This is a genomic window from Embleya sp. NPDC050493, from assembly GCF_044458105.1.
In the GTDB taxonomy this organism is placed as follows: Bacteria; Actinomycetota; Actinomycetes; order Streptomycetales; family Streptomycetaceae; genus Embleya.
The window spans coordinates 233,178-251,682 of sequence record NZ_JBITHP010000003.1 but is presented as its reverse complement, the minus strand read 5'-3'; the positions used below and the strand labels follow the sequence as shown (position 1 = coordinate 251,682).

Below are 18,505 nucleotides of genomic sequence, written 5' to 3'. Positions count from 1 at the left end.
CGGGTGGCGGCGTATTCAGCCGATCGTGGATTTGCGGGCGTGTACGAAGAGTTGCTCCTCGGGGCCGGCCGTGGGGTGGTTCGGCTGGAACACGCTGATCCCGTGGTGGACGATCTCCAGGCCCGCCGCGCGCAACCGTACGAGCAGTTCCTCGGTGCCGTGGCTGGTCACCCGCGCCCGGTGGCCCAGCCACTCGATCTCCACGCCGTCCGCCTCGGCCGGTACGGTCGCGAACGCGAGCAGACCGCCGGGCGCAAGGCGCGCGCCGAGCCGGTCGAGTTGGGCGTCCAGATCGGCCCTGGGCAGCTGAAGGAACGGAAAGAACGCACACACCGCGTCCCACGCGCCGTCGTCGTCGACCAGATCGCGTGCGTCCAACTGCTCGAACGTGGCACCCGCCACCCGTTCCCGGGCCAGCTCGACCATGGTCGCCGAGACGTCGATGCCGGTGACCCGATGACCGGCCGCAACCAGCCGTTCGGCGGTCGGGCGGCCGGTCCCGGACCCGATGTCGAGCACCTTCGAACCGGGCCCGAGTTCGGCGATCAGCCAGTCCAACGCGGCCTGTTGCTCGGGCAAATCGGCAAAGGCGGTCTCGTAACCGGCGCCGACGGCATCGAACAGGGCGGCGGCCGGGGACTCCGGACCGTGTGCCAGCGGAGAGTGCGAGGCGGGTTCGGGGCTCATGGAGAGGGGCGTCCTTTCGCCGGCGGAACACGGAACGGTGATGCGGGGGTGCGCGGGAGCGGGAGCGAGAGCGGGGATGGAGGCCTCCCGGCTTCGCCCACTAACGGCGCAGCAGGATGCCCCGGATGAACGCCGCCTGTCCCGCGTGCTGGAGGTCGTCGGCAATAACGCTGACCAGCCGCACGCCCAGGGTCACCGCCGGCGTCCAGGCCTCGTCCACCACCCGATCCAGGTCGGCGGCCGACAATCCGCGCACGAAGCCGACGGTCTGCTCGTGGACCGCGTCGTAGTAACCGGTCAGCAGCGCCGTCGAGTCCACCCGTACGGCGGCCACCGCCTTGGTGTCGTGCCCGTATCCGATCGCCCGGACCGGGAAGGGCAGTTCGAATCGGCCGTGCCAGTCCTGCGCCGTCCACACCTGTTCCAGGCCCGCGACGTCCGAGACGTGGTCGTCCTGGACCCGGGCCAGATGCCAGATCAGCCAGGCGATCGAATTCGCGTCGTCGTCGAGCCGCTCGGCCGACTGCTCGGGGGTCAGGCCCTCGACCGCCTCGTGCACCACCTCGCGCACCCGACCGAACCCGTCGACCAGTAGCTCCGCGCTGTTCATCGAACTCCTCGTTTTCCGCTCGTCCGCTCGACACCCGGCGCGCCGGCCCACCCGACTGCCACGCCCGACCGCCTCGACCCTGCTACTCCTGCCCAGCCTGCTCCCGGTCGTACACCTGCCGGGCCGCCTCGATGGTCGGGCCGTGTCGCTCGGCCCAGCGGACCAGGCCGGTGAGCGACGCGGTCAGCTCGCGCGCCACGTCGGTGAGCGTGTACTCGACCTTCGGCGGCACGGTCGGGTACACGGTGCGCGTCAGGAGCCCGTCACGCTCCAGCCGGCGCAGGTTCAGGGTGAGCACGCGTCGGCTGATCCCCGGTACGGCGCGTTCCAACTCGGTGAACCGGATCGGGCCCTCCGCGACCGACACCAGGATGCCGATGCTCCACTTGCCCGCGACGTGATCGAGCGTGCCGACCACCTGACACGCATTCGCCCAGGTGACCCGGTTGGGGTCGGCTTCGGGCTCCCGATCCCGGTCGCCCTCCACGGTATTTTCGGCGGCCGGAACCTCTGTGACCTGGACGGGTACATCGTTGTTACTGCGGAACGTCAAGGTGCCTCCTTACGCGAACCGCCATGGTCACAAAGAATCGGCTCAGCGAACAACGAAGCAACCGCCGAGCGTGAGGACGAGAGACCATGAACGCCATCGAAACCCCGCAGAAGCAAACCGGCGTGACGGATCCCGCAGATCCGGTGGGTCCCGCAGATCAGGCGGGCGTCGCGGGTCCCGCGGATGCCTCGGGCCCCGCCGAGGAAGCCCCGGCCGGTCCCCCGCCCCGACCGCTGACCGAGGACGAGGTGCTGGAGATCCTGGCCCGCGAAGGCATCGGCACGCTCGCGACGATCAAGCGGGACGGTCGGCCGCACCTGTCCAACATGCTCTTCGCCTGGGATCCGGCCGCCCGGGTGATCCGCTTCTCCACCACTGCCGACCGCGCCAAGCCGCACCACGTCCGACGCAACGCCAACGCCGCGCTGCACGTGTCGGGCGGCAACGTATGGTCGTTCGCGGTCGCCGAGGGGGACGCCGAGGTCACCGAGCCGACCACGGTCCCCGGCGACGCCACGGGCCGCGAACTGCTCGCCATGGTTCCGGCCGAGTTCCGCCCGGCCGACGAGGCGACCTTCTTCGCCGGCGCCGTCGCGGAGCGCCGGGTGGTGATCCGACTGGCCGTCAGTCGCCTGTACGGCACGGCGCTGGACATCCCGGGCGCATGAGCCGACGCCTGGCCCGTGCCCTGCCGGATTGGTGACTTGGCGGTGGTGGGTGACTTGGCGGTGGTGGGTGACCGTGCGGTATCAGCCGCGATGCGCTCGGCGGTAGGCACGCGGGGTGGTGTCGGTGAGGGTGCGGAAGTGCCGGCGCAGGGCGGCCGGTGAGGTGAATCCGGTGCGGGCCGCGATGCGCTCGATCGGGACGTCCGTTTCGGTCAGCAGGCGTCGGACCTCGTGGAGGCGGGCGCGGAGCAGGTATTGGAGCGGGCTCAGACCGGTGTGGGTCTGGAAGCGGCGGGTGATGCTGCTGACGCTGGTCCGCGCGTGGTCGGCGATGTCGGCCGGGGTCAGCGGGTGGTGCAGGTTGGCTTCCAGCCAGCGCAGGGTGGGTTCGAGGCCCACGCTTTCGGTGACTTCCCGGTCGATGGTGTCCCGGACGTCGTCGGCGTAGGTGTGCAGCGGGGTGATCAGTTCGCGGCCGGTCTCGTCGGCCACGCGCCGGCCGTGGTCGCTGCGCAGCACGTGCAGGCAGAGGTCCATGCCGCCGAAGACGCCCGCCGTCGTCAGGAACGGCCCGTCCTCGACCACCGTGCCGAGCGGGTCCACGTCGATTCGGGGATACCGGCCCGCCAGTTCCTCCAGGTACCGCCATCCGGTCGTGGCGCGGCGTCCGTCGAGGAGTCCGGACGCGGCGAGGGTGAACGTCCCGGTGCCGACGGCGGCGATTCGGCTCCCGCGCGCCGCCGCCGCACGCAACGCGGCCGGGACGCCGGCCGGCGGCTCGTCGCGATGACCGTCGTGCCCGGGAACCAGTACGACGTCCGCGTCCGCGAGGCTGTCGAGGCCGAACGGCGTGGCGATCCGCAGCGGGGACGGGGCACCGGTGGCCCGCAGGCCGGGCGCCGCGCACAGCCTGAGTTCGTACGTCACGTCCGGGTGGTCACGGCAGGCGGTCCCGAACACCAGGCCGGGGGTGGTGAGTTGATGCCCCGGGACCCCGTCGAGGGCGAGGACGGCGATCACTGACATACCTGGAATCTAGCGCCGCCGTGCCTCGAATCCACCGGTGCGGCGGTGGGCGGGGCGCGCGTCGGGGGATCGGGCCGGGCCGGCGGTGTGCCGGGAGGGCACGTTGGGGATCACGCCGGGGGTCGCGCCTTGGGTTGGTTGGTTGGTTTCGGCCGGGCCGAGTGCGGTGGTCGATTCGGGCGGGGCCCAGTGCCGCGGTCGCTTGGGACGGGCCGACCGCGCCGGGCCGGGGGCCGGACGGCCGGGCCGGGTCGAGTCGGTCCGGCCGGGTCGGGTCGGGTCGGCCCGGTTGGGTCGGTCCCGGGTCGGGTCGGTCCCGAGTCGGGCTCGGCTATGGGCGGGTCGACCCGGGCCGGCTCGCGGACCGCGCCGGTGCCCCGGAACGGAGGCCACCGGCGGGTTCTCCGCTCTTCGGGCGCGGGCCGGACGTCCTCCCGCCTCCGCCCTCGTCCCAGCCATCCTCCGCGCCGCGCCACACACGGAAACAGCCGTTCCGATGTCATCCTCGGCTAGATTCCGGACATGCCAGTGATCGCCGTCCTCGTCCTCGACGGGGTCCCGGGGCACCAGCTCACCGCACCCGGACTCGCATTCGGCACCGCCGCCCGGCATCACCCGCCGGTCGCCTACGACGTGCGAATCTGCACCGCTCCGGGCTTCGAGGCGACGGGCGGCCTCGCATCCTTCCGCATCGAGACCCCCTGGGGCCTGGACGGATTGGCGAGCCTGGACGACTCGGACACGGTGCTGCTGCCGGGCCACGACCATTTCCGGGACGACCCGTCGCCGGAGATCGTCGCCGCCCTCCGTGCCGCCGCCGCGCGCGGCTGCCGGATCGGTGCGATCGGCACCGGGACGTTCACGCTCGCGGCCACCGGCCTCCTCGACGGCCGCCGCGCCGCGACCAGCCGCCGGAACACCGCGGAACTGGCCCGTCGTCACCCGCTGATCCACGTCGACCCCGAGGGCTCGGTGGTCGCGGACGAACCCTTTCACAGCGCCGCGGGCGTCCTCGGGGGCGTGGATCTCTGCCTCGATCTGATCACCCTGGACCACGGCATGGCAGTGGCCATCGAGACGGAACGCCAACTGTTCCTGCAACTCCACGACCCGAGCGCCGACCTCGCGGGCCATTCCACGGCAAACGCGGCATGCAGCGCCTACACCCCGCCCGGCAGCAACATCGCCCCCACCACCAGGTGGATGGAGGCCAACCTCCGGCACCCGCTGACGCTGGACGACATCGCCGCCCACGCGGGCCTGGGCGTACGCAACCTGACCCGTCGCTTCCGCGCCGAAACCGGGCTCACCCCGCTCCAGTACCTGCTGCGCACCCGGATCCAACGCGCCCAATGGCTCCTCGAACGCACCGAGGACCCGGTGGAACGCATCGCCACACTCACCGGCCTCGGCACCCCCGCCAACCTCCGCCACCACTTCCAACGCCTGACCGGCACCACCCCCACCACCTACCGCACCGCCTTCCGCACCTTCGTCTCCAACCTCACAGAACCGACCTGAACAACCGAACGCCCCGGCACCCGCCCGGCAGGAACGCGACGACACGGGTGGAGCGACGCGGGCACACGGGACGGGCCGCGCGGGGCGACGGGACGCGGGGCGGCCACCAGGTCGGGTGGCGGCGAACCGAGCGGCGTACCCGGGACGGATCGGCACGCGCAGCGGGCCGGCGCCGGCCCGGCAATGCCGCGAGCGCTCGGACCGCGTCGGCCCGAGGGCGACCCCGGCGTCTTCCTACTTGGCCTCCGCGTACGTGTTGACCACCGTCGGGATCAGTGGCAACAGCACCGGTGTATCGCCGAACACCAGCGTGCGGGCCTCGGCCGCGGCCTCGACGATCGCGGCGGACACCGCGTCCGTGAGGTCGGCCGGGCTGTGCACGATGATCTCGTCGTGTTGGAAGAAGACCAGGTGCGGACGCCCCGACGGCGCCGCGTCGTACGCGGCGAGTCGGCGCCGGAGGGCGGCGAGCAGGGCCAGGGCCCAGTCCGCCGCGCTGGCCTGGATGACGAAGTTGCGGGTGAAGCGGCCTCGGGCACGAGCCGACCGGACGCCGGCATCGTCGCCGCCGCGGTCGCCCCGGTCACCGGACGGTTCGCCCGTGCCACTCTCGGCCAGGTCCAGCCATTCGGAGGACGGTGGCGGGCAGGTCCGGCCCAGCCGCGAGCGCACGATGCCGCCCTCCTCGCCGGTGCGCGCCGCGGCCTCGACGTAGCCCATCGCGTCCGGGTACTGCCGCCGCAACGTGGCCAGCAGCGGCCCGATGTCGCCGCTGGTCTGCCCGTACATCGCGCCGAGCAGGCCGAGCTTGGCCTTGGCCCGGTCGCCCTGGAAGGCGGCCTTGGCCAACGCCTCGTACAGGTCGCCGGCGGCGGCCGAACGGGCCAGGCCGGCGTCCCGGGACATCGCGGCCAGGATGCGTGGCTCGAGCTGGGCCGCGTCGGCGACCACCAACCGCCGGCCCGGGTCGGCCACGACCGCGCCGCGCAGCACCCGCGGGATCTGCAACGCGCCACCGCCGCGTCCGGCCCAGCGGCCGGTGACCACGCCGCCGACCACGTACTCGGGGCGGAACCGACCGCCACGCACCCAGGTGTCCTGCCAGGCCCAGCCGTGCGCGGCGTGCAGGCGGGCGAGTTCCTTGTACTTGATCAGCAGGTCGGCGGCCGGGTGGCCGAGATCGCGCAGGTACCACGTGCGGGTCGAGGTGAGCCGGATGCCCTGGTCGGCGAACGCCTTGATCACCTGGGTGTGCGAATCCGGGTTGAACGGCCGCCCGCCCAGCGCGGCACGCAACTGCTCGGCCAGGTCGGCGAGTCGCTGCGGCGGCGTCCCGGACACCCGGGGTCGCGCGCCGAGCAGTTCGGTGAGCAGCGCATTGTGCACCTCGACCCGCCAGGGCAGACCGTCGGCGGCCATCTCGGCCGCGACCAGGCCGCCCGCCGACTCCGCGGCGACCAGCAGCCGGAAGCGCGAGCGGCGAGCCGGATCCTCGATCGCCTCGATGCGGCGCAACTGGTCGGCGTGTACCGCGACCACGGCATCGAGCGCGTCGGCGCCGGCGGGCAGCCGTTGCCGGTCGGGGACGAACAGGCTGTCCTGCGCGTCGGCGGCGCCGATCGGCAGGTCGTTCGGTACGGGCAGGCCCTCGAGCCGGGCCCAGGCCGCGCCGAGCGAACGCGGCTCGCCGAACCGGCCCTCGTGCGCGAGCAACAACGACTCGACCAGCGCGAGGTCGTGGCAGCGCGCGACCCGGGTGGGCAGCAATGGTGCGTACGCGCTCTCCGCCGAAGCCCAGACCCATCTCGGCGGCACGGGCGCGGCCTCGAAATCGGCGATCGCCGCGACCAGGTCGCCGACCTGCGTGGCGGGCCCCAGTGGCACGCCGTCATCGCGCAACGGCCGGAGCCGACCTCCGTGCCCGTACGCGTCGGGCGCCACCGCCACCCGAGGCGGAACCGACCTCACCATGCCCGCAACCGCACGCCGTCGGCCGACACACCGCACCCGACCCGATCCACGACCGACCTCCTCCCGACGCATCCGATACGGACGAATCACCCACAAGCGACAGACCCGCCAACCGCCGCACCCTACCGGCCCACACCGACAACACGCCCAGTGCGTAGGGGCCGGGGCGGCCGGGCGGGCGTGTCGCGGCGCACATGGTGAGCCTTGGCTGCATCGCCACCGTCGAGGGGTGTCGCGGTGACGTATCGCGGATTCTCGGCAAGGCAAGGCTGGGCAGGGCAAGGCCAGGCTGGGCAAGGCAGGGCGAGGCGCGGAGAGGCAAGACGCGGCGTGGCATGGCCAGGCGCCCGCGCCCGCCCATCGGGCGCACGCCGTCGTGCTTCCGGTCCAGAGGTGCGCGCGCGGCTTCGTTGGGCCGTGTGCGTGTCTCGCCGGGCGCTCGACCTCGGAGCCGTTTCGGTGCGGGCGGTTTGCTCGCAGCCGAGTCGGACTGCTTCGAGTCGACTCGGACCGGAAGTGAAGGCACCCGGCTCCCTGCCCGGAGGCAGTGGATTCGGGGGCGTTAGGTTCGTGGGGTGCCGGTCGATCCGCGTGGCGGGGTCGCCTCGTGGCGGGTCGATCGGGCGAGGTCTGCACGTCGATCCGAGGAGTGTCTCCCATGGCCCGCATCCCCACCGCCGCCGTCGCCGCGGGCGGTCTGGTCGGCGGCTACGCCGTTGCCCGCTTCACGAAGAAGCGCCCGCTGGGCGGCGCGGTACTCGCCGCGGCCGGCGTGTTCGCCGCCAAGGAGTGGCGCGAGCGGGCCGGGACGCCCACCGCTGCGGCACTGACCGGGCTGTACACGATCGCGTTCGGCGCCTCCCACCCGCTCGCGAAGAAGATCGGCGCCTGGCCCTCGGTACTCGCGGTGGCCGGCACCGTCGCCGCCGCGTCGTACTCCCTCGCCGATCGCAAGGCGTGACCCACACGGCTGCCCGAGCCGGCGGCGCAAGCGCGTGGCCGCCTCGGGCGAGGGCGAGGGCGCGAGACGGGGCCCTCGCCCGAGGCGGGTGGGTTCAGCCGGCTCGACGGGTGGCGGCCACCGGTCGGTGGTCCGGCACCTCCCGGGCCCCGGCCTCGGCTTCGCGCAGCAGGGTGATCAGGTCGCTTCGAGCCCTGGCCACGCGGGACCGGACCGTACCGATCGGGCAGCCCGCGATGGTGGCGGCCTCGGCGTAGCCGAAGTCCAGCACCTGGGTCAGCACGAACGCCTCCCGGCGGGCCGGGTGCAGGGCGCCGAACAGGTCGTCCAGGGCGAGCCCCTCCTCGAAGCCCGGACGGGAGATGTCCTGGCGACGCTCGGCGACTTCGACCCAGTCCTCGACCGCGGCGGTGCGCGGCCGGGCCGCCGCCGCGCGATAGCGGTCGACGACGGTGCGACGGGCGATGGACAGCAGCCAGGTGCGGACCGAGGACGCCCCGGTGAAACGGGGAAGGGCCGTCCAGGCGCGCAGATACGTCTCCTGGGTGAGGTCGTCCGCGCTCTGTACGTCGGTCAGATACGCGACGAAGCGCCACACGTCGCGATGCGTACCCCGGACGAAGTCGTCCACGGCGTCCGGGTCGCCAGCCGCGCCCGCCAGGGCCCGTGCGGTCAGATCGAGGTCATGCACCGGATACCCCCACACCCTGGACGCGGCGCGTAGAGCGGTTCGGGCACACGGAACGGTTCGAGGACGTCGACCCGTTCGAGAACGCGGACCGGCTCGTGGTCGTGGACCGGTCCGAGAACGCGAACCGGTCCGTGGTCGAAGGTCGCCCGGCCGGATGCGTCGTCGCGGGTCCGTGGTCGATCGGCGTGAGGGCTCTCGCGGCCCGATCCATGGGCGACGTGCGGTCGTCCCGCGTCGCCGGCCCGACCCGGGTCGGGTGGGCGCGGTGCGCACGATGTGCACGATGTGCGCGGTGTCGGTCGCGCGCCGGCGGATGGTCGGCCCGGTGTGCCGGGTGGTCGGAAGGGTGCAGGGAAGTCACGTCTCACGTCCTCGTCATGCGGGCGGCGATCGATCGGCCCGAGGCGGATCGATGCCGAGCTGGTGGGCGGGACGCCCGCCGGAGCCGAGTGCGGCACGAAAGCCGCAGGCTCGGTCTCGACGGCGGTGCGCGGATCACCCGACGGCGCATCGGCACACGACCGGCCCGCTCGGCGCGCTGTCGGGTCGGGACCCGGCGACGGGCGAGTCGGCGCGGTGGGCGCTCCTCGGGTGGCGGGTACGCCGAGGTCCACCGACGGCACCGCGGATGCGTTCCGGGTCGGCGTCGCGACCTGCGCTGTGCTCGGTCGCGGCTGCTCGGCGCGAACGTGGCCCGATGTACGGGCACCCGATCACGGGCGCGGTACTCGCACTCGTGGGCACGGCGCCGACACGGACCGGACGCCCCTCGCGGGCGCGGCCCGGCGTCGTACGACGGCCACGAACGAGCACGCACGGGCAGGCAGTCGCGAACACGCACTCGTCGACACGGCCCCGGACACGGTCACCGCGCCGAGGGCGGGGCGAACGCGACCGGGTCGTGCGGACGCACGCGGGTCGGGTGGACGGCTCAGGCGAAGAGCGCGACGGGCGGCCCGCGGCCCGGCAGCGGGCGGCAGACCCACTTGGGGATGGCCCGTTCGCCGCGATCGCGCGCGCGGGGCATCCCCGGCAGTCGGGTGGCGACCGGCGCCGTCCAGGCGCCCACCAGGGCGAGGACCACGGTGCCCGCCATCGTGGCGAGCACGCGCAGCAACCGGAAGACGGCCTTCTCACCGTGCCGCAGCCACACACCGCAGCCGATCGCGGCCAGCACGTGCGCGGCGAACATGCCGCCGGCGCCGTGGCCCAGGATCCCCATCCATGCGCCGTCGTGGTTCATCCCACCGGCAGCGGCCATGTGGTGCGTACCGGACGGCGCGCGACCGAAGCCGGCCGCCTCCGGCGATTGCCCGGCCAGGTTCGGGTCCAGGCGCATCCGGATCAGGAGTTCGGCGACCGACCGGGTCGGCGCATCGCCGGGTCGGTCGTCGTTGCACAGCAGGACCTGGAGCCACTGGTCGCGGAAGCGGGCCGCGCCGGTCGGTTCGGGAACCGGTTGGCGGGCCAGCGTGAACAACGTGTGCAGACCGGCCTGGGCGGCCAGTACCGCGCCGGTGATCACGCCGAGGCCGCGTTCGCGATCGGCCACGGCCCAGGCCAGGATGCCGATCCCGACGCCGGCGCCGACGGGCGCGGCCCAGTGCACCGGCGCATCGGACATCAACGTGTGTCCGAACAACGCGAGCAGCACGCAGATCACCGCGAACATCGCGGCGCGAACGGCTCGAAGCACGGACCGGGCAGGCATGGTGACGTCATGTTCCCATCCGCCGACCCCACCGGAACCCTCGGGTGCCCGGCCGCTTCCCGAATTTCTCCGGAATCCGTCCCGAACCACGCGCAACCACGCCCGAGGCACATCGTCACCCCCGCCCCGACTGCGCCGCCACTGCGCCCGATCGCACCCGGACCGCGCGAACGGACCCGGAGGGCTCCGAACAAAGCCCACGCGAGGCCGAGACAGTCCACGCCACGCCGGACCCGATCAAGCCCGAACCACGCCCGAACGCGTCTTCGGGTCAGGTCCGTTCCGGGTTCGTTCCCCAATAGTCCATGACATAGCGCGCAATTCCGGATGATTCGGCCAATTCCCGCTCCCCCCGCAGGAATCCCGGCCGGCAGGGAACCGGAGATCACCGCCGCCCGACTACCGGGATGCCCGCGCCCGACCCGCGTGCAGCCCTCGTCCCGCCGTTCGACCCCTGGAGCCCGATTCATGCCCGTGTTCGCCGGCGGACCCGACGCCCGGAACCGCCCCTGGCCCCTGTCGTTGCGTACCGCCGCCGCGCGTGCCGCCGCCGACGGGGCCTCGGGACCGACCCGGTCGACCTCGGCTGCCCGTACCGTGCTCGCCTTCCTCGGCCTGCTCCTGCTCTTGTTCGTCGTCGCGTTCGCGGTCGGCCGCCAGGCCGGACCCGTGGCGCCCGATCTGCGCAAGCCGGGTCCGCCCCGAGCACCGGTACCGATGGGCGAGGAGGGAGGCGGCGGACACGGCCGGATGGGACTCGGCGAACCCGCGGGCGCGGCGCCCGCTCTCGCGCTCGGCGCACCCGCCCGCGTGGCGGCCGCCCTTCCGCGCGGCGGAGGTGCGCTGTGACCACCTCGGCGGCACTGCTCACCACCGACGTCACCGTGTCCGGGATGACCTGCGGCGCCTGCGTGAATCGCATCGAACGGCGATTGGGCCGACTGGAGGGGGTCAGCGCGACGGTCAACCTGGCCACCGGCCGGGCCCGGGTGCTGCACCCCGCGTCGGTGCCCGTGGTGGCCCTGCTGGCGGCGGTCACCGAGGCCGGCTTCTCGGCGACCCTGGCGACGGCGACGCCCGCCGCGGCCCGACCGGCCGGCGCCGAGGAGGCGGACCACGGCCGACGGGACCTGCTGACGACCGCCGCGCTCGCGATCCCGGTCCTGGTGTTGTCCATGGTGCCCGCCTGGCAGTTCACCAACTGGCAGTGGTTGTGCCTGATGCTGGCCGCGCCGGTGGCGACCTGGGGTGCATGGCCCTTCCACCGGCGGGCCCTGCACGGGCTGCGCTATGCGGGCGCGACCATGGACACCCTGGTCAGTCTGGGTGTGCTCGCCGCGTTCGGATGGTCCCTGTGGGCGCTGTTCGTGGGCGGCGCGGGCGAACCCGGAATGCGGATGGCGTTCAGCCTGGTCTCCTCCGGGACCGACGCCGAGGCCCACTCCTATCTCGAAGTCGCGGTGGCCGTACCCCTGTTCGTCCTGTTCGGCCGTCGACTGGAGGAGCGGGCGCGGCGACGCACCGGATCGGCGGTGCGCGAGTTGGCCGCGCTGGTCCCGGACGAGGCGGCGGTACTGCACCCGGGCCGGGGCGGCCGGGAGGTCGAGGTGACCGTGCCGACCGCGTCCTTGACGGTCGGTCAGGTGTTCGTGGTGCGTCCGGGCGACCGGGTCCCGGCGGACGGGGTCGTGGTCGAGGGTCGCTCCGCGTTGGACGTGTCCCACCTGACCGGGGAGAGCCGGCCGATGGAGGTCGGCCCGGCGGACCCGGTTCCCGGCGGAAGCGTCAACGAGGGCGGTCGGTTCACCGCACGCGCCACGGCGGTCGGCGCGGACACCCGGCTCGCCCGGATCACCGCCGCGGTCGAGGAGGCCCAGGCCGGCAAGACCGGCGCACAGCGCCTGGCCGATCGCATCGCGGGCGTGTTCGTGCCGTCCGTGCTGGCGACGGCGGTGACCGTGCTGGGGTTCTGGCTCGGCGCGGGCGGCGATCCGCAGGCCGCGGCCGGCGCGACGATGGCCGTATTGGTGGTCGCCTGCCCGTGCGCACTGGGTCTGGCCACGCCCACCGCGATCCTGGCCGCGACCGGCCGCGGGGCCCGAATGGGCGTACTGATCCGCGAACCCGCCGCCCTGGAACGGCTGCGCCGCGTGGGCACCATCGTGGTGGACAAGACGGGCACGCTGACCACGGGCGGCATGAGCCTGCTGCGCCACGAGCCGGCCCCCGGCATGGCTGCGGGCGAACTGTTGTCCCTGGTCGGCGCGGTCGAGGCCGCCTCCGCGCATCCCATCGGTCGGGCCGTGGCCCGGGCCGCGACCGAGCGGTTCGGCGCGTTGCCGCCGGTGGCCGACTTCGCGGCCGAACCGGGCACCGGTGTACGCGGCCTGGTGGAGGGGGCACGAGTGGCGGTGCTGCGACCGGGCGCCGAGGACGTCACGTCGTTGCCGGCCAACCTGCGGGCGGCGCTGTCCGAGGCGGATGCGACCGGGGACACCGCCGTACTCGCCACCGTGAACGGCACCCCGGCGGGGGTGTTGGTGCTGGGCGACACGGTGCGTCCGGAGGCGGCCGGCGCGATCCGGGCACTGGGCCGCCTCGGCATCACGGTGGTCCTGGCCACCGGCGACCGTCCGGGGCCGGCCCGCGCGATCGCCGACGCGGTGGGCATCGACGAGGTACTGAGCGAGTTGGATCCGCACGACAAGGCCGAACTGGTCCGGGGCCTGCGCCAGGACCAGCCCGGCCGGGCGATCGCGGTGGTCGGCGACGGCATCAACGACACCATCGCGCTGGGCGAGGCGGACCTGGGCATCGGGATGGGCGGCGGAACGGCCGCGGCGATCGGCGCCGCGGACGTCACGCTGGTCGGCGACGACCTGACCGCGCTCGCCGACGCGATCCGGCTCTCCCGGCGCACGACCGGCACCATCCGGGCCAATCTCGGCTGGGCGTTCGGCTACAACGTGGTGCTGATCCCGATCGCGATGACCGGCCTGCTCAACCCGATGTCGGCCGCAGCGGCGATGTCGGTCAGTTCGTTGGCGGTGGTGGGCAACAGCCTGCGACTGACCCGGTTCCGCACCGACCGCCGTCCCGAGCAGCACACCGACCGCGGCGCCGCCCCCCGACCGGGTCGCAGCACCGCCGCCCGCGCCGATCGCGGCGCCGATTCCCGCTCCGACCGCCACTCCGACGACACGAACCAGGATCAGACGTGAAGCCCCTCGCCCTGCTCGAGACGGTCGCGGGCCCCCTCGTGGCAGCCGCCCTCGCACTGACCCTGCTCACCGCCTGGACCGCAGGCGGACAAGCCGGCAGCGCCCCGAGGCTCGCGATCAGCGACGGCCGCGTGCACATGGCGACCAACGCCGACGCGACCTCCGCCTACTTCACCATCCGCAACTCCGGCGCCGCCGACGACGAACTCGTCTCGGTCAGCACCCCGATCAGCACCGACGTGGGATTCAGCTTCCACACCTACACCGGCTACGCAGGCCGGATGTGGATGACCGAGTCCCTGCCGATCCCGGCCGACGGCCTTCTGGGCATGACCGCGAGCGGCGCCAACATCATGCTGGGGAGCCCTCCCAGGCTCACCCCTGGTCAGATCGTCCCGTTCACCCTCCGCTTCCGGCACAGCCCGCCGATCCACACCACGGCCGTCGTCGTCCGCCCCGGCACCTGGACCCCGGCCAAGGCGACCTGACCCGAAGTGGGCATCGCCGGTCGGCATCGCCCGCCCGGTCGTCGCCACGGAGGGCGGCCGGCACCGGCGACCCGCCCCGGCGCGGGGCCGGTATGCGATCGGCGACAATGGGAGATCACCCGAGTGCGCGTCCGAGCGGCGGCTCGCGGCATCCCCGATCCGGCAGGAGTCCCCATACCGTGTCCGACCAGCGCGAATCCTCCGCACCCGGCCGGGACCCGGGCCTCGTCGACGAACGAGCCGAGAGCCTCCGCGCCGACTGCGCGAACTGCTTCGCGCTGTGCTGTGTCGCGCCCGCCTTCGCAGCCTCGGCGGATTTCGCCATCGACAAGCCCGCCGGCCGCGCCTGCCCCAATCTGCGCTCGGACGACTTCGGCTGCGGCGTGCACACCCGCCTGCGGGACATCGGCTTCTCCGGCTGCACGGTCTACGACTGCTTCGGGGCGGGGCAAAAGGTCGCCCAGGTCACCTACGCGGGGCAGGACTGGCGTCGGGCGCCGCACACCGCGAAGCAGATGTTCCGGGTGTTCCCGATCATGCGGGACCTGCACGAACTGCTCCGGTATCTGCACGAGGCACAGGCACCGGCAGCGGCGTGCCCGATCCGGGCCGAGCTGCGGGCCGCCTACGCGGACACCGAGCGGCTCACCCTCGGCGAGCCCGCCGAGCTGCTCCGGATCGACATCGGAGCGCTGCGGCGACAACTCAACCCGCTGCTGGTGCGGGCCGGCGAGCTGGTCCGGGCGGGTATCGGGGGCAAGAAGAAGGACCACCGAGGTGCGGACCTGATCGGCGCCCGGCTCAAGGGGGCCGACCTGCGCGGCGCGAACCTGCGCGGGGCCTACCTGATCGGCGCCGACCTGCGCGGTGCGGACCTGCGGCTCGCCGACGTGATCGGCGCCGACTTCCGCGACGCGGACCTGCGCGGTGCGGACCTCACCGACGCCCTCTACCTGATCCAGTCCCAACTCGACGCAGCCAAGGGCGACTCCCGCACCATCCTCCCGCCGGCCCTCACCCGCCCCGCCCACTGGACCACGTGACCCGGATTCGGAGCCGGGAGACATGACCGCCGGCCCGCGTCTTCCCGGTCGGCCCGGGGGCTCGTCCCGCGCAGCCGCGGCTACCGAGCCGGGGGCGGGCCGCTGGGCAGCGGACCGGTCGTGGGCCCGGGCACGCGCGCGCCCGGTCGACGGTCCGGTCGCCGTCGCCGTCGGTCATGACGCCGACCCTGCCGGGCGTTGCCGAGGAGTTCGTGAGCACCGACCGAACCGCTGATGTTCGCGGTCGGTTCGGGCGGCTCACCCGTCCCGCGTGTCGTACACCCGCCGCACCTGGTACACCCCGGCCGCGACCCGATTGGACCGGCCCCGCAGGACCGGCGCGAGACAGGCCGGCCACACCGTCGTTCGGGACCAGATCACCCCGGCGAGCAGGGCCGGGTCGACCGGGTCCAGTCGGGACAGGTCCACGCCCGAAGCGTCGACCGCCTCGGCCCGGACGTCGTCCTCCAGGCACGTCGCGAGCCGGACCGCCGCTGCGACCGCCGCGAACACGGCCGTGCCGGAGATCGCGGCGGGTGGCGCCGACCCGTCGGGCTCGGACAACTCGCGCAGGAGACCCTGGGTCGTGTCCAGCGCGCGCCCGGTGTCCGACAGTGCCGTCCCGAGCGCCGCGGCGAGCGCGGTCGGCCGCGGGGACATGGAACTCGACAGGTGGACGAGCCGGTCGTCCAGCCCGCGTGCGTGACCGGCGGCCAGCGACAGCGCGATCAGCGCCTCCGGTCGCCGCTGCCACGCGCCGCCCGTGAGCAGCGCGTCGAGCACCAGGAACGCGCGTCGCACCGCCTCCCCGAGCCCGAGCACCGCGGTGTGGATCTCCCGGGTCCGTACCCGCAGTTCGATCGCGGCCGCGACCGGCGACCGGTCGGCCGGCGGCCCCGGATCCGGGGCCGGCGGGCCCTCACGGTCGAACGTGTACAGCGTCCGGCCCATCGCGTCCGCGAAACGGGTCCAGGCGTGGCCCTCGGATGCCGAATCGGTGATGCCGCCCACGGCCGACAGGATGCGCGCATCGCAGTCGGTGAACGCGCTTCGCTCCTCGTCGGAAATGCTCATGAGCCGCCTCCTGCTGTCACATGTCTCGAATCGCAAGTCGAACCGCACGTCGAACCGGAGAACCGAACAGAAAGGCACCGTGCATAATTCGAACACGAACCGGACACAACCGGAAGGCCGGGCACGAAAAGCGGCCGGAAAACACCGGCGTTCGACCCGGATCCACAGGACGACCGGCCTGACCGGCGGGAATGCGGGGATGAGAAAGGCGCTTCCCGAACAAAGCCGCAGGCTTATCCTCGTAGCTCACGATATCAGCCACGGGGTGATTTCCTCCATGCGCGGGACACCCACGGTTATCGCATGAATCATCCGCGTGACCTTTGCCCGCCGGGCGTACGCGCGGCGCACGTCCGACGCGAAATACCCGACACCGAACACCGGGACACCGGAACAGCGCAGATCCGCCTCCTCGTAGCGCCGGCAGTTCGTGCCACTACCGGATTCCCGACATCCGGTTCCGCAACGTCTCGACGTACCGGACGAGTTCGTGTCGGGCCTCGTCGTCGAGCGCCGATTCCTGGCAGAGCAGCGGCAGTTCGTGCTCCACGAGGTGTTCGAACCGGCGCATCCGGGACGTCATCACGTCGTTGGCGATGCGCACCGCGTCCGCCGCGTCGCAATCGAAGAAGCCGAGGCCGCCCGGGCGCTGGATCGCGCGGCGGGCGGCGCGGCCACGGGGCCGCGCCGGTCGCCGGCACACCTCGGTCGGGACGCTCAGGCCCGGCCGAGCACGTATTCGAGCGTGTCCGAACGGGCCCGGCCCAGCACGCTCTCCCGCAGCGCCTCGGCGAACTCCTCTACGGTGACCACCCCGTCGCCGTCCGCGTCCATCGCGTGCAGCCACCCGATCCGATGCGTGTCCACACTGTCCGGACCGAGCAGCCGCGCGTAGTCGGCCTGATCGATGCGGCCGTCCCCGTCCCGGTCCACCGCAGCGGCCACCCGGACCATCAGCGCGGCCATCGCGGCGCCCGGCGCGGCCTCGGCGAGCACCCGGTACTCGTCGGCGTCGACCACGCCGTCGCCATTCGCATCCACCGTCGCGCGCAACTCGTCCCACCACGCGTGAAAGGCCGCGTACATGACCTCCTCGTCCACCGCGGCCAGGTCCAGTCGATCGCTGAACACCCGGGCGAGTGCGGCCAGATCGGGCCAGGACAACACCCCGTCGCCGGTCTGGTCCAGGATCCGCACGAACAGGTCGGCGAGTTGCGTGGCCGGATCGCCCGAGCGATCGCGCGGACCGAATCGGCGCAGCCCGCGCCCGGCCTCCCGCTTCGCCGCGATATAGGTCGCCGCGAGCGGCATGTACACCCACTTCGTCGGCAGCAGGTCGCTCGCCACCGCGGCGGTCCGACACGCGAGCGAGACCACGGTGCGGGCGCCGAACGGGACCCGGCCGCGCTCGCCGAGCCGCTCCCGATAGTCGGGCGGCAGGGTGGTCGCCACGGCGGTGCGGATCGCGGTACCCAGCACCGCGCACCCGGCCGACCACACCGCCTCCGGGACGAAGGACAACTGCGCCGGCGCGGGCAGCCGACCGAGCGCGTCCAGGAGCTGCTCGACGCCGTGTCCGGCCACCAGCTTCTCGCGCACGATCTCGTCGAACCAGACCCGGAACTCCGGCACCGTGCCCGGCATCTCACTCGCCGGCACCCCCAACTGGAGCCCCACCAGCAGCCATTCCGCGTACAGCTCGGCCTGCCGCTCGTCGTCGAGCGGATCACCGCCGAGCTCGCACATCAGCACCAGCGCGTCGAACACGGTCAGGTGCACCCACGCCTGCGCCTCGGGGTCGAGCGCCGAGTACGTCCGGCCGTCCGGATCCACGCCGTTGATGTGTCCGTGCAGCCGGCGCAGCCGGGCCGCCTCGCGCTCGCGGTCCGCCCGGTCCTGGTAGAGCAGTCGCTGGAGGCTGAGCAGGGTCTGCTCGACCCGGCGCCACGGATGCCGCCGGTAGGTGGAGAACTCCACCACACCGGCGCCGACCACCGGATGCGCGGTCTCCAGCACGATCGCCCGACCGATGGTGGTCAGCAGGCGCCATTGGCCCAGATAGCGCCAGGAGAGCGACCCGGCGCCGGGGAAACGTTCGAGGTCGTCCGGCATTCGGGGAGTGTCCGACATGTGGGCCTCTTTCACCGATCGGATGGTAGTCGTGACGATACAATCGGTCACCATTCGCCGCGGCCGTTCCGGAAAACCGCCGGACACCGGCTGCGGGCGGGCCGCATCGACGTGTTTCGGGCGCGGTCCCGGTCCACCTCACCGAGACTG

The 18,505-nt window shown here is 73.2% G+C and carries 17 protein-coding genes; 7 read left to right on the top strand and 10 right to left on the bottom strand.

The annotated features are described in order from the left end of the window. Positions 1-15: 15 nt before the first annotated feature. From ACIBM5_RS07900 to ACIBM5_RS07890, 3 genes are all read right to left on the bottom strand, one after another. Positions 16-687 (bottom strand): class I SAM-dependent DNA methyltransferase, encoded by a 672-nt coding sequence (locus tag ACIBM5_RS07900; protein WP_396005955.1) that lies wholly within the window; start codon positions 685-687, stop codon positions 16-18. Positions 688-787: 100 nt separating this feature from the next. Then, positions 788-1,297, bottom strand: coding sequence for a DUF664 domain-containing protein (locus tag ACIBM5_RS07895; protein ID WP_396005954.1), 510 nt, complete (start codon positions 1,295-1,297; stop codon positions 788-790). 82 nt (positions 1,298-1,379) lie between these two features. Continuing rightward, positions 1,380-1,715 (bottom strand): helix-turn-helix domain-containing protein, encoded by a 336-nt coding sequence (locus ACIBM5_RS07890; protein ID WP_360321919.1) that lies wholly within the window; start codon positions 1,713-1,715, stop codon positions 1,380-1,382. Between the two features lie 368 nt (positions 1,716-2,083). Here ACIBM5_RS07890 and ACIBM5_RS07885 point away from each other — a divergent pair, with 368 nt between their 5' ends. Continuing rightward, complete coding sequence (locus ACIBM5_RS07885; RefSeq protein WP_391584356.1) at positions 2,084-2,518, top strand: PPOX class F420-dependent oxidoreductase; 435 nt, start codon at positions 2,084-2,086, stop codon at positions 2,516-2,518. A gap of 81 nt (positions 2,519-2,599) precedes the next feature. On the opposite strand, the gene ACIBM5_RS07880 is transcribed toward ACIBM5_RS07885, so the two are convergent. Next, complete coding sequence (locus tag ACIBM5_RS07880; RefSeq protein WP_396005953.1) at positions 2,600-3,544, bottom strand: GlxA family transcriptional regulator; 945 nt, start codon at positions 3,542-3,544, stop codon at positions 2,600-2,602. Between the two features lie 522 nt (positions 3,545-4,066). Between ACIBM5_RS07880 and ACIBM5_RS07875 the strand changes: the two genes are divergently transcribed. Beyond that, positions 4,067-5,065, top strand: a complete 999-nt coding sequence (locus ACIBM5_RS07875; protein WP_396005952.1) for a GlxA family transcriptional regulator — start codon at positions 4,067-4,069, stop codon at positions 5,063-5,065. Positions 5,066-5,299: 234 nt separating this feature from the next. On the opposite strand, the gene ACIBM5_RS07870 is transcribed toward ACIBM5_RS07875, so the two are convergent. Beyond that, positions 5,300-7,036, bottom strand: coding sequence for a bifunctional 3'-5' exonuclease/DNA polymerase (locus ACIBM5_RS07870; protein ID WP_396005951.1), 1,737 nt, complete (start codon positions 7,034-7,036; stop codon positions 5,300-5,302). Positions 7,037-7,694: 658 nt separating this feature from the next. On the opposite strand from ACIBM5_RS07870, the gene ACIBM5_RS07865 reads away from it, so the two are divergent. Further along, positions 7,695-7,997 carry a hypothetical protein gene (locus ACIBM5_RS07865; protein WP_391584202.1) on the top strand — a complete coding sequence of 101 codons (303 nt, stop codon included), beginning with the start codon at positions 7,695-7,697 and terminating at the stop codon, positions 7,995-7,997. Between the two features lie 94 nt (positions 7,998-8,091). Here ACIBM5_RS07865 and ACIBM5_RS07860 read toward each other — a convergent pair whose 3' ends face one another. Both ACIBM5_RS07860 and ACIBM5_RS07855 read right to left on the bottom strand, forming a co-directional pair. After that, positions 8,092-8,688, bottom strand: a complete 597-nt coding sequence (locus ACIBM5_RS07860) for a sigma-70 family RNA polymerase sigma factor (protein WP_396005950.1) — start codon at positions 8,686-8,688, stop codon at positions 8,092-8,094. 931 nt (positions 8,689-9,619) lie between these two features. Then, the gene (locus ACIBM5_RS07855) at positions 9,620-10,384 is read right to left on the bottom strand and encodes a hypothetical protein (RefSeq protein ID WP_396005949.1); all 765 of its coding nucleotides are present in this window, start codon (positions 10,382-10,384) and stop codon (positions 9,620-9,622) included. A 483-nt stretch (positions 10,385-10,867) separates the two neighbouring features. Between ACIBM5_RS07855 and ACIBM5_RS07850 the strand changes: the two genes are divergently transcribed. From ACIBM5_RS07850 to ACIBM5_RS07835, 4 genes are all read left to right on the top strand, one after another. Then, positions 10,868-11,248 (top strand): hypothetical protein, encoded by a 381-nt coding sequence (locus tag ACIBM5_RS07850; RefSeq protein ID WP_396005948.1) that lies wholly within the window; start codon positions 10,868-10,870, stop codon positions 11,246-11,248. Between the two features lie 44 nt (positions 11,249-11,292). After that, the gene (locus ACIBM5_RS07845; protein ID WP_396006369.1) at positions 11,293-13,620 is read left to right on the top strand and encodes a heavy metal translocating P-type ATPase; all 2,328 of its coding nucleotides are present in this window, start codon (positions 11,293-11,295) and stop codon (positions 13,618-13,620) included. Further along, positions 13,617-14,108, top strand: coding sequence for a copper chaperone PCu(A)C (locus tag ACIBM5_RS07840; protein WP_396005947.1), 492 nt, complete (start codon positions 13,617-13,619; stop codon positions 14,106-14,108). Before ACIBM5_RS07845 ends, ACIBM5_RS07840 begins: the two co-directional genes overlap by 4 nt. A 179-nt stretch (positions 14,109-14,287) precedes the next feature. Beyond that, complete coding sequence (locus tag ACIBM5_RS07835; protein ID WP_396005946.1) at positions 14,288-15,151, top strand: pentapeptide repeat-containing protein; 864 nt, start codon at positions 14,288-14,290, stop codon at positions 15,149-15,151. Between the two features lie 258 nt (positions 15,152-15,409). Here the strand turns inward: ACIBM5_RS07835 and ACIBM5_RS07830 are convergent, their stop codons facing one another. From ACIBM5_RS07830 to ACIBM5_RS07820, 3 genes are all read right to left on the bottom strand, one after another. Then, entirely contained in the window at positions 15,410-16,225 is an 816-nt protein-coding gene (locus tag ACIBM5_RS07830) for a hypothetical protein (RefSeq protein WP_396005945.1), read from the bottom strand. Between the two features lie 436 nt (positions 16,226-16,661). Next, a complete protein-coding gene (locus ACIBM5_RS07825; protein ID WP_396005944.1) occupies positions 16,662-16,928 on the bottom strand; it encodes a hypothetical protein in 267 nt (88 codons plus the stop codon). 14 nt (positions 16,929-16,942) lie between these two features. Continuing rightward, positions 16,943-18,355, bottom strand: coding sequence for an oxygenase MpaB family protein (locus ACIBM5_RS07820; RefSeq protein WP_396005943.1), 1,413 nt, complete (start codon positions 18,353-18,355; stop codon positions 16,943-16,945). Positions 18,356-18,505 lie beyond the last annotated feature (150 nt).

Excerpts from the sequence above, each read along its gene's own strand:
- ACIBM5_RS07895 (WP_396005954.1), bottom strand. The coding sequence starts at position 1,297 with ATGAACAGCGCGGAGCTACTGGTCGACGGGTTCGGTCGGGTGCGCGAG.
- ACIBM5_RS07875 (WP_396005952.1), top strand. The coding sequence starts at position 4,067 with ATGCCAGTGATCGCCGTCCTCGTCCTCGACGGGGTCCCGGGGCACCAG.
- ACIBM5_RS07880 (WP_396005953.1), bottom strand. The coding sequence starts at position 3,544 with ATGTCAGTGATCGCCGTCCTCGCCCTCGACGGGGTCCCGGGGCATCAA.
- ACIBM5_RS07830 (WP_396005945.1), bottom strand. The coding sequence starts at position 16,225 with ATGAGCATTTCCGACGAGGAGCGAAGCGCGTTCACCGACTGCGATGCG.
- ACIBM5_RS07865 (WP_391584202.1), top strand. The coding sequence starts at position 7,695 with ATGGCCCGCATCCCCACCGCCGCCGTCGCCGCGGGCGGTCTGGTCGGC.
- ACIBM5_RS07900 (WP_396005955.1), bottom strand. The coding sequence starts at position 687 with ATGAGCCCCGAACCCGCCTCGCACTCTCCGCTGGCACACGGTCCGGAG.
- ACIBM5_RS07850 (WP_396005948.1), top strand. The coding sequence starts at position 10,868 with ATGCCCGTGTTCGCCGGCGGACCCGACGCCCGGAACCGCCCCTGGCCC.
- ACIBM5_RS07870 (WP_396005951.1), bottom strand. The coding sequence starts at position 7,036 with ATGGTGAGGTCGGTTCCGCCTCGGGTGGCGGTGGCGCCCGACGCGTAC.
- ACIBM5_RS07845 (WP_396006369.1), top strand. The coding sequence starts at position 11,293 with ATGACCTGCGGCGCCTGCGTGAATCGCATCGAACGGCGATTGGGCCGA.
- ACIBM5_RS07820 (WP_396005943.1), bottom strand. The coding sequence starts at position 18,355 with ATGTCGGACACTCCCCGAATGCCGGACGACCTCGAACGTTTCCCCGGC.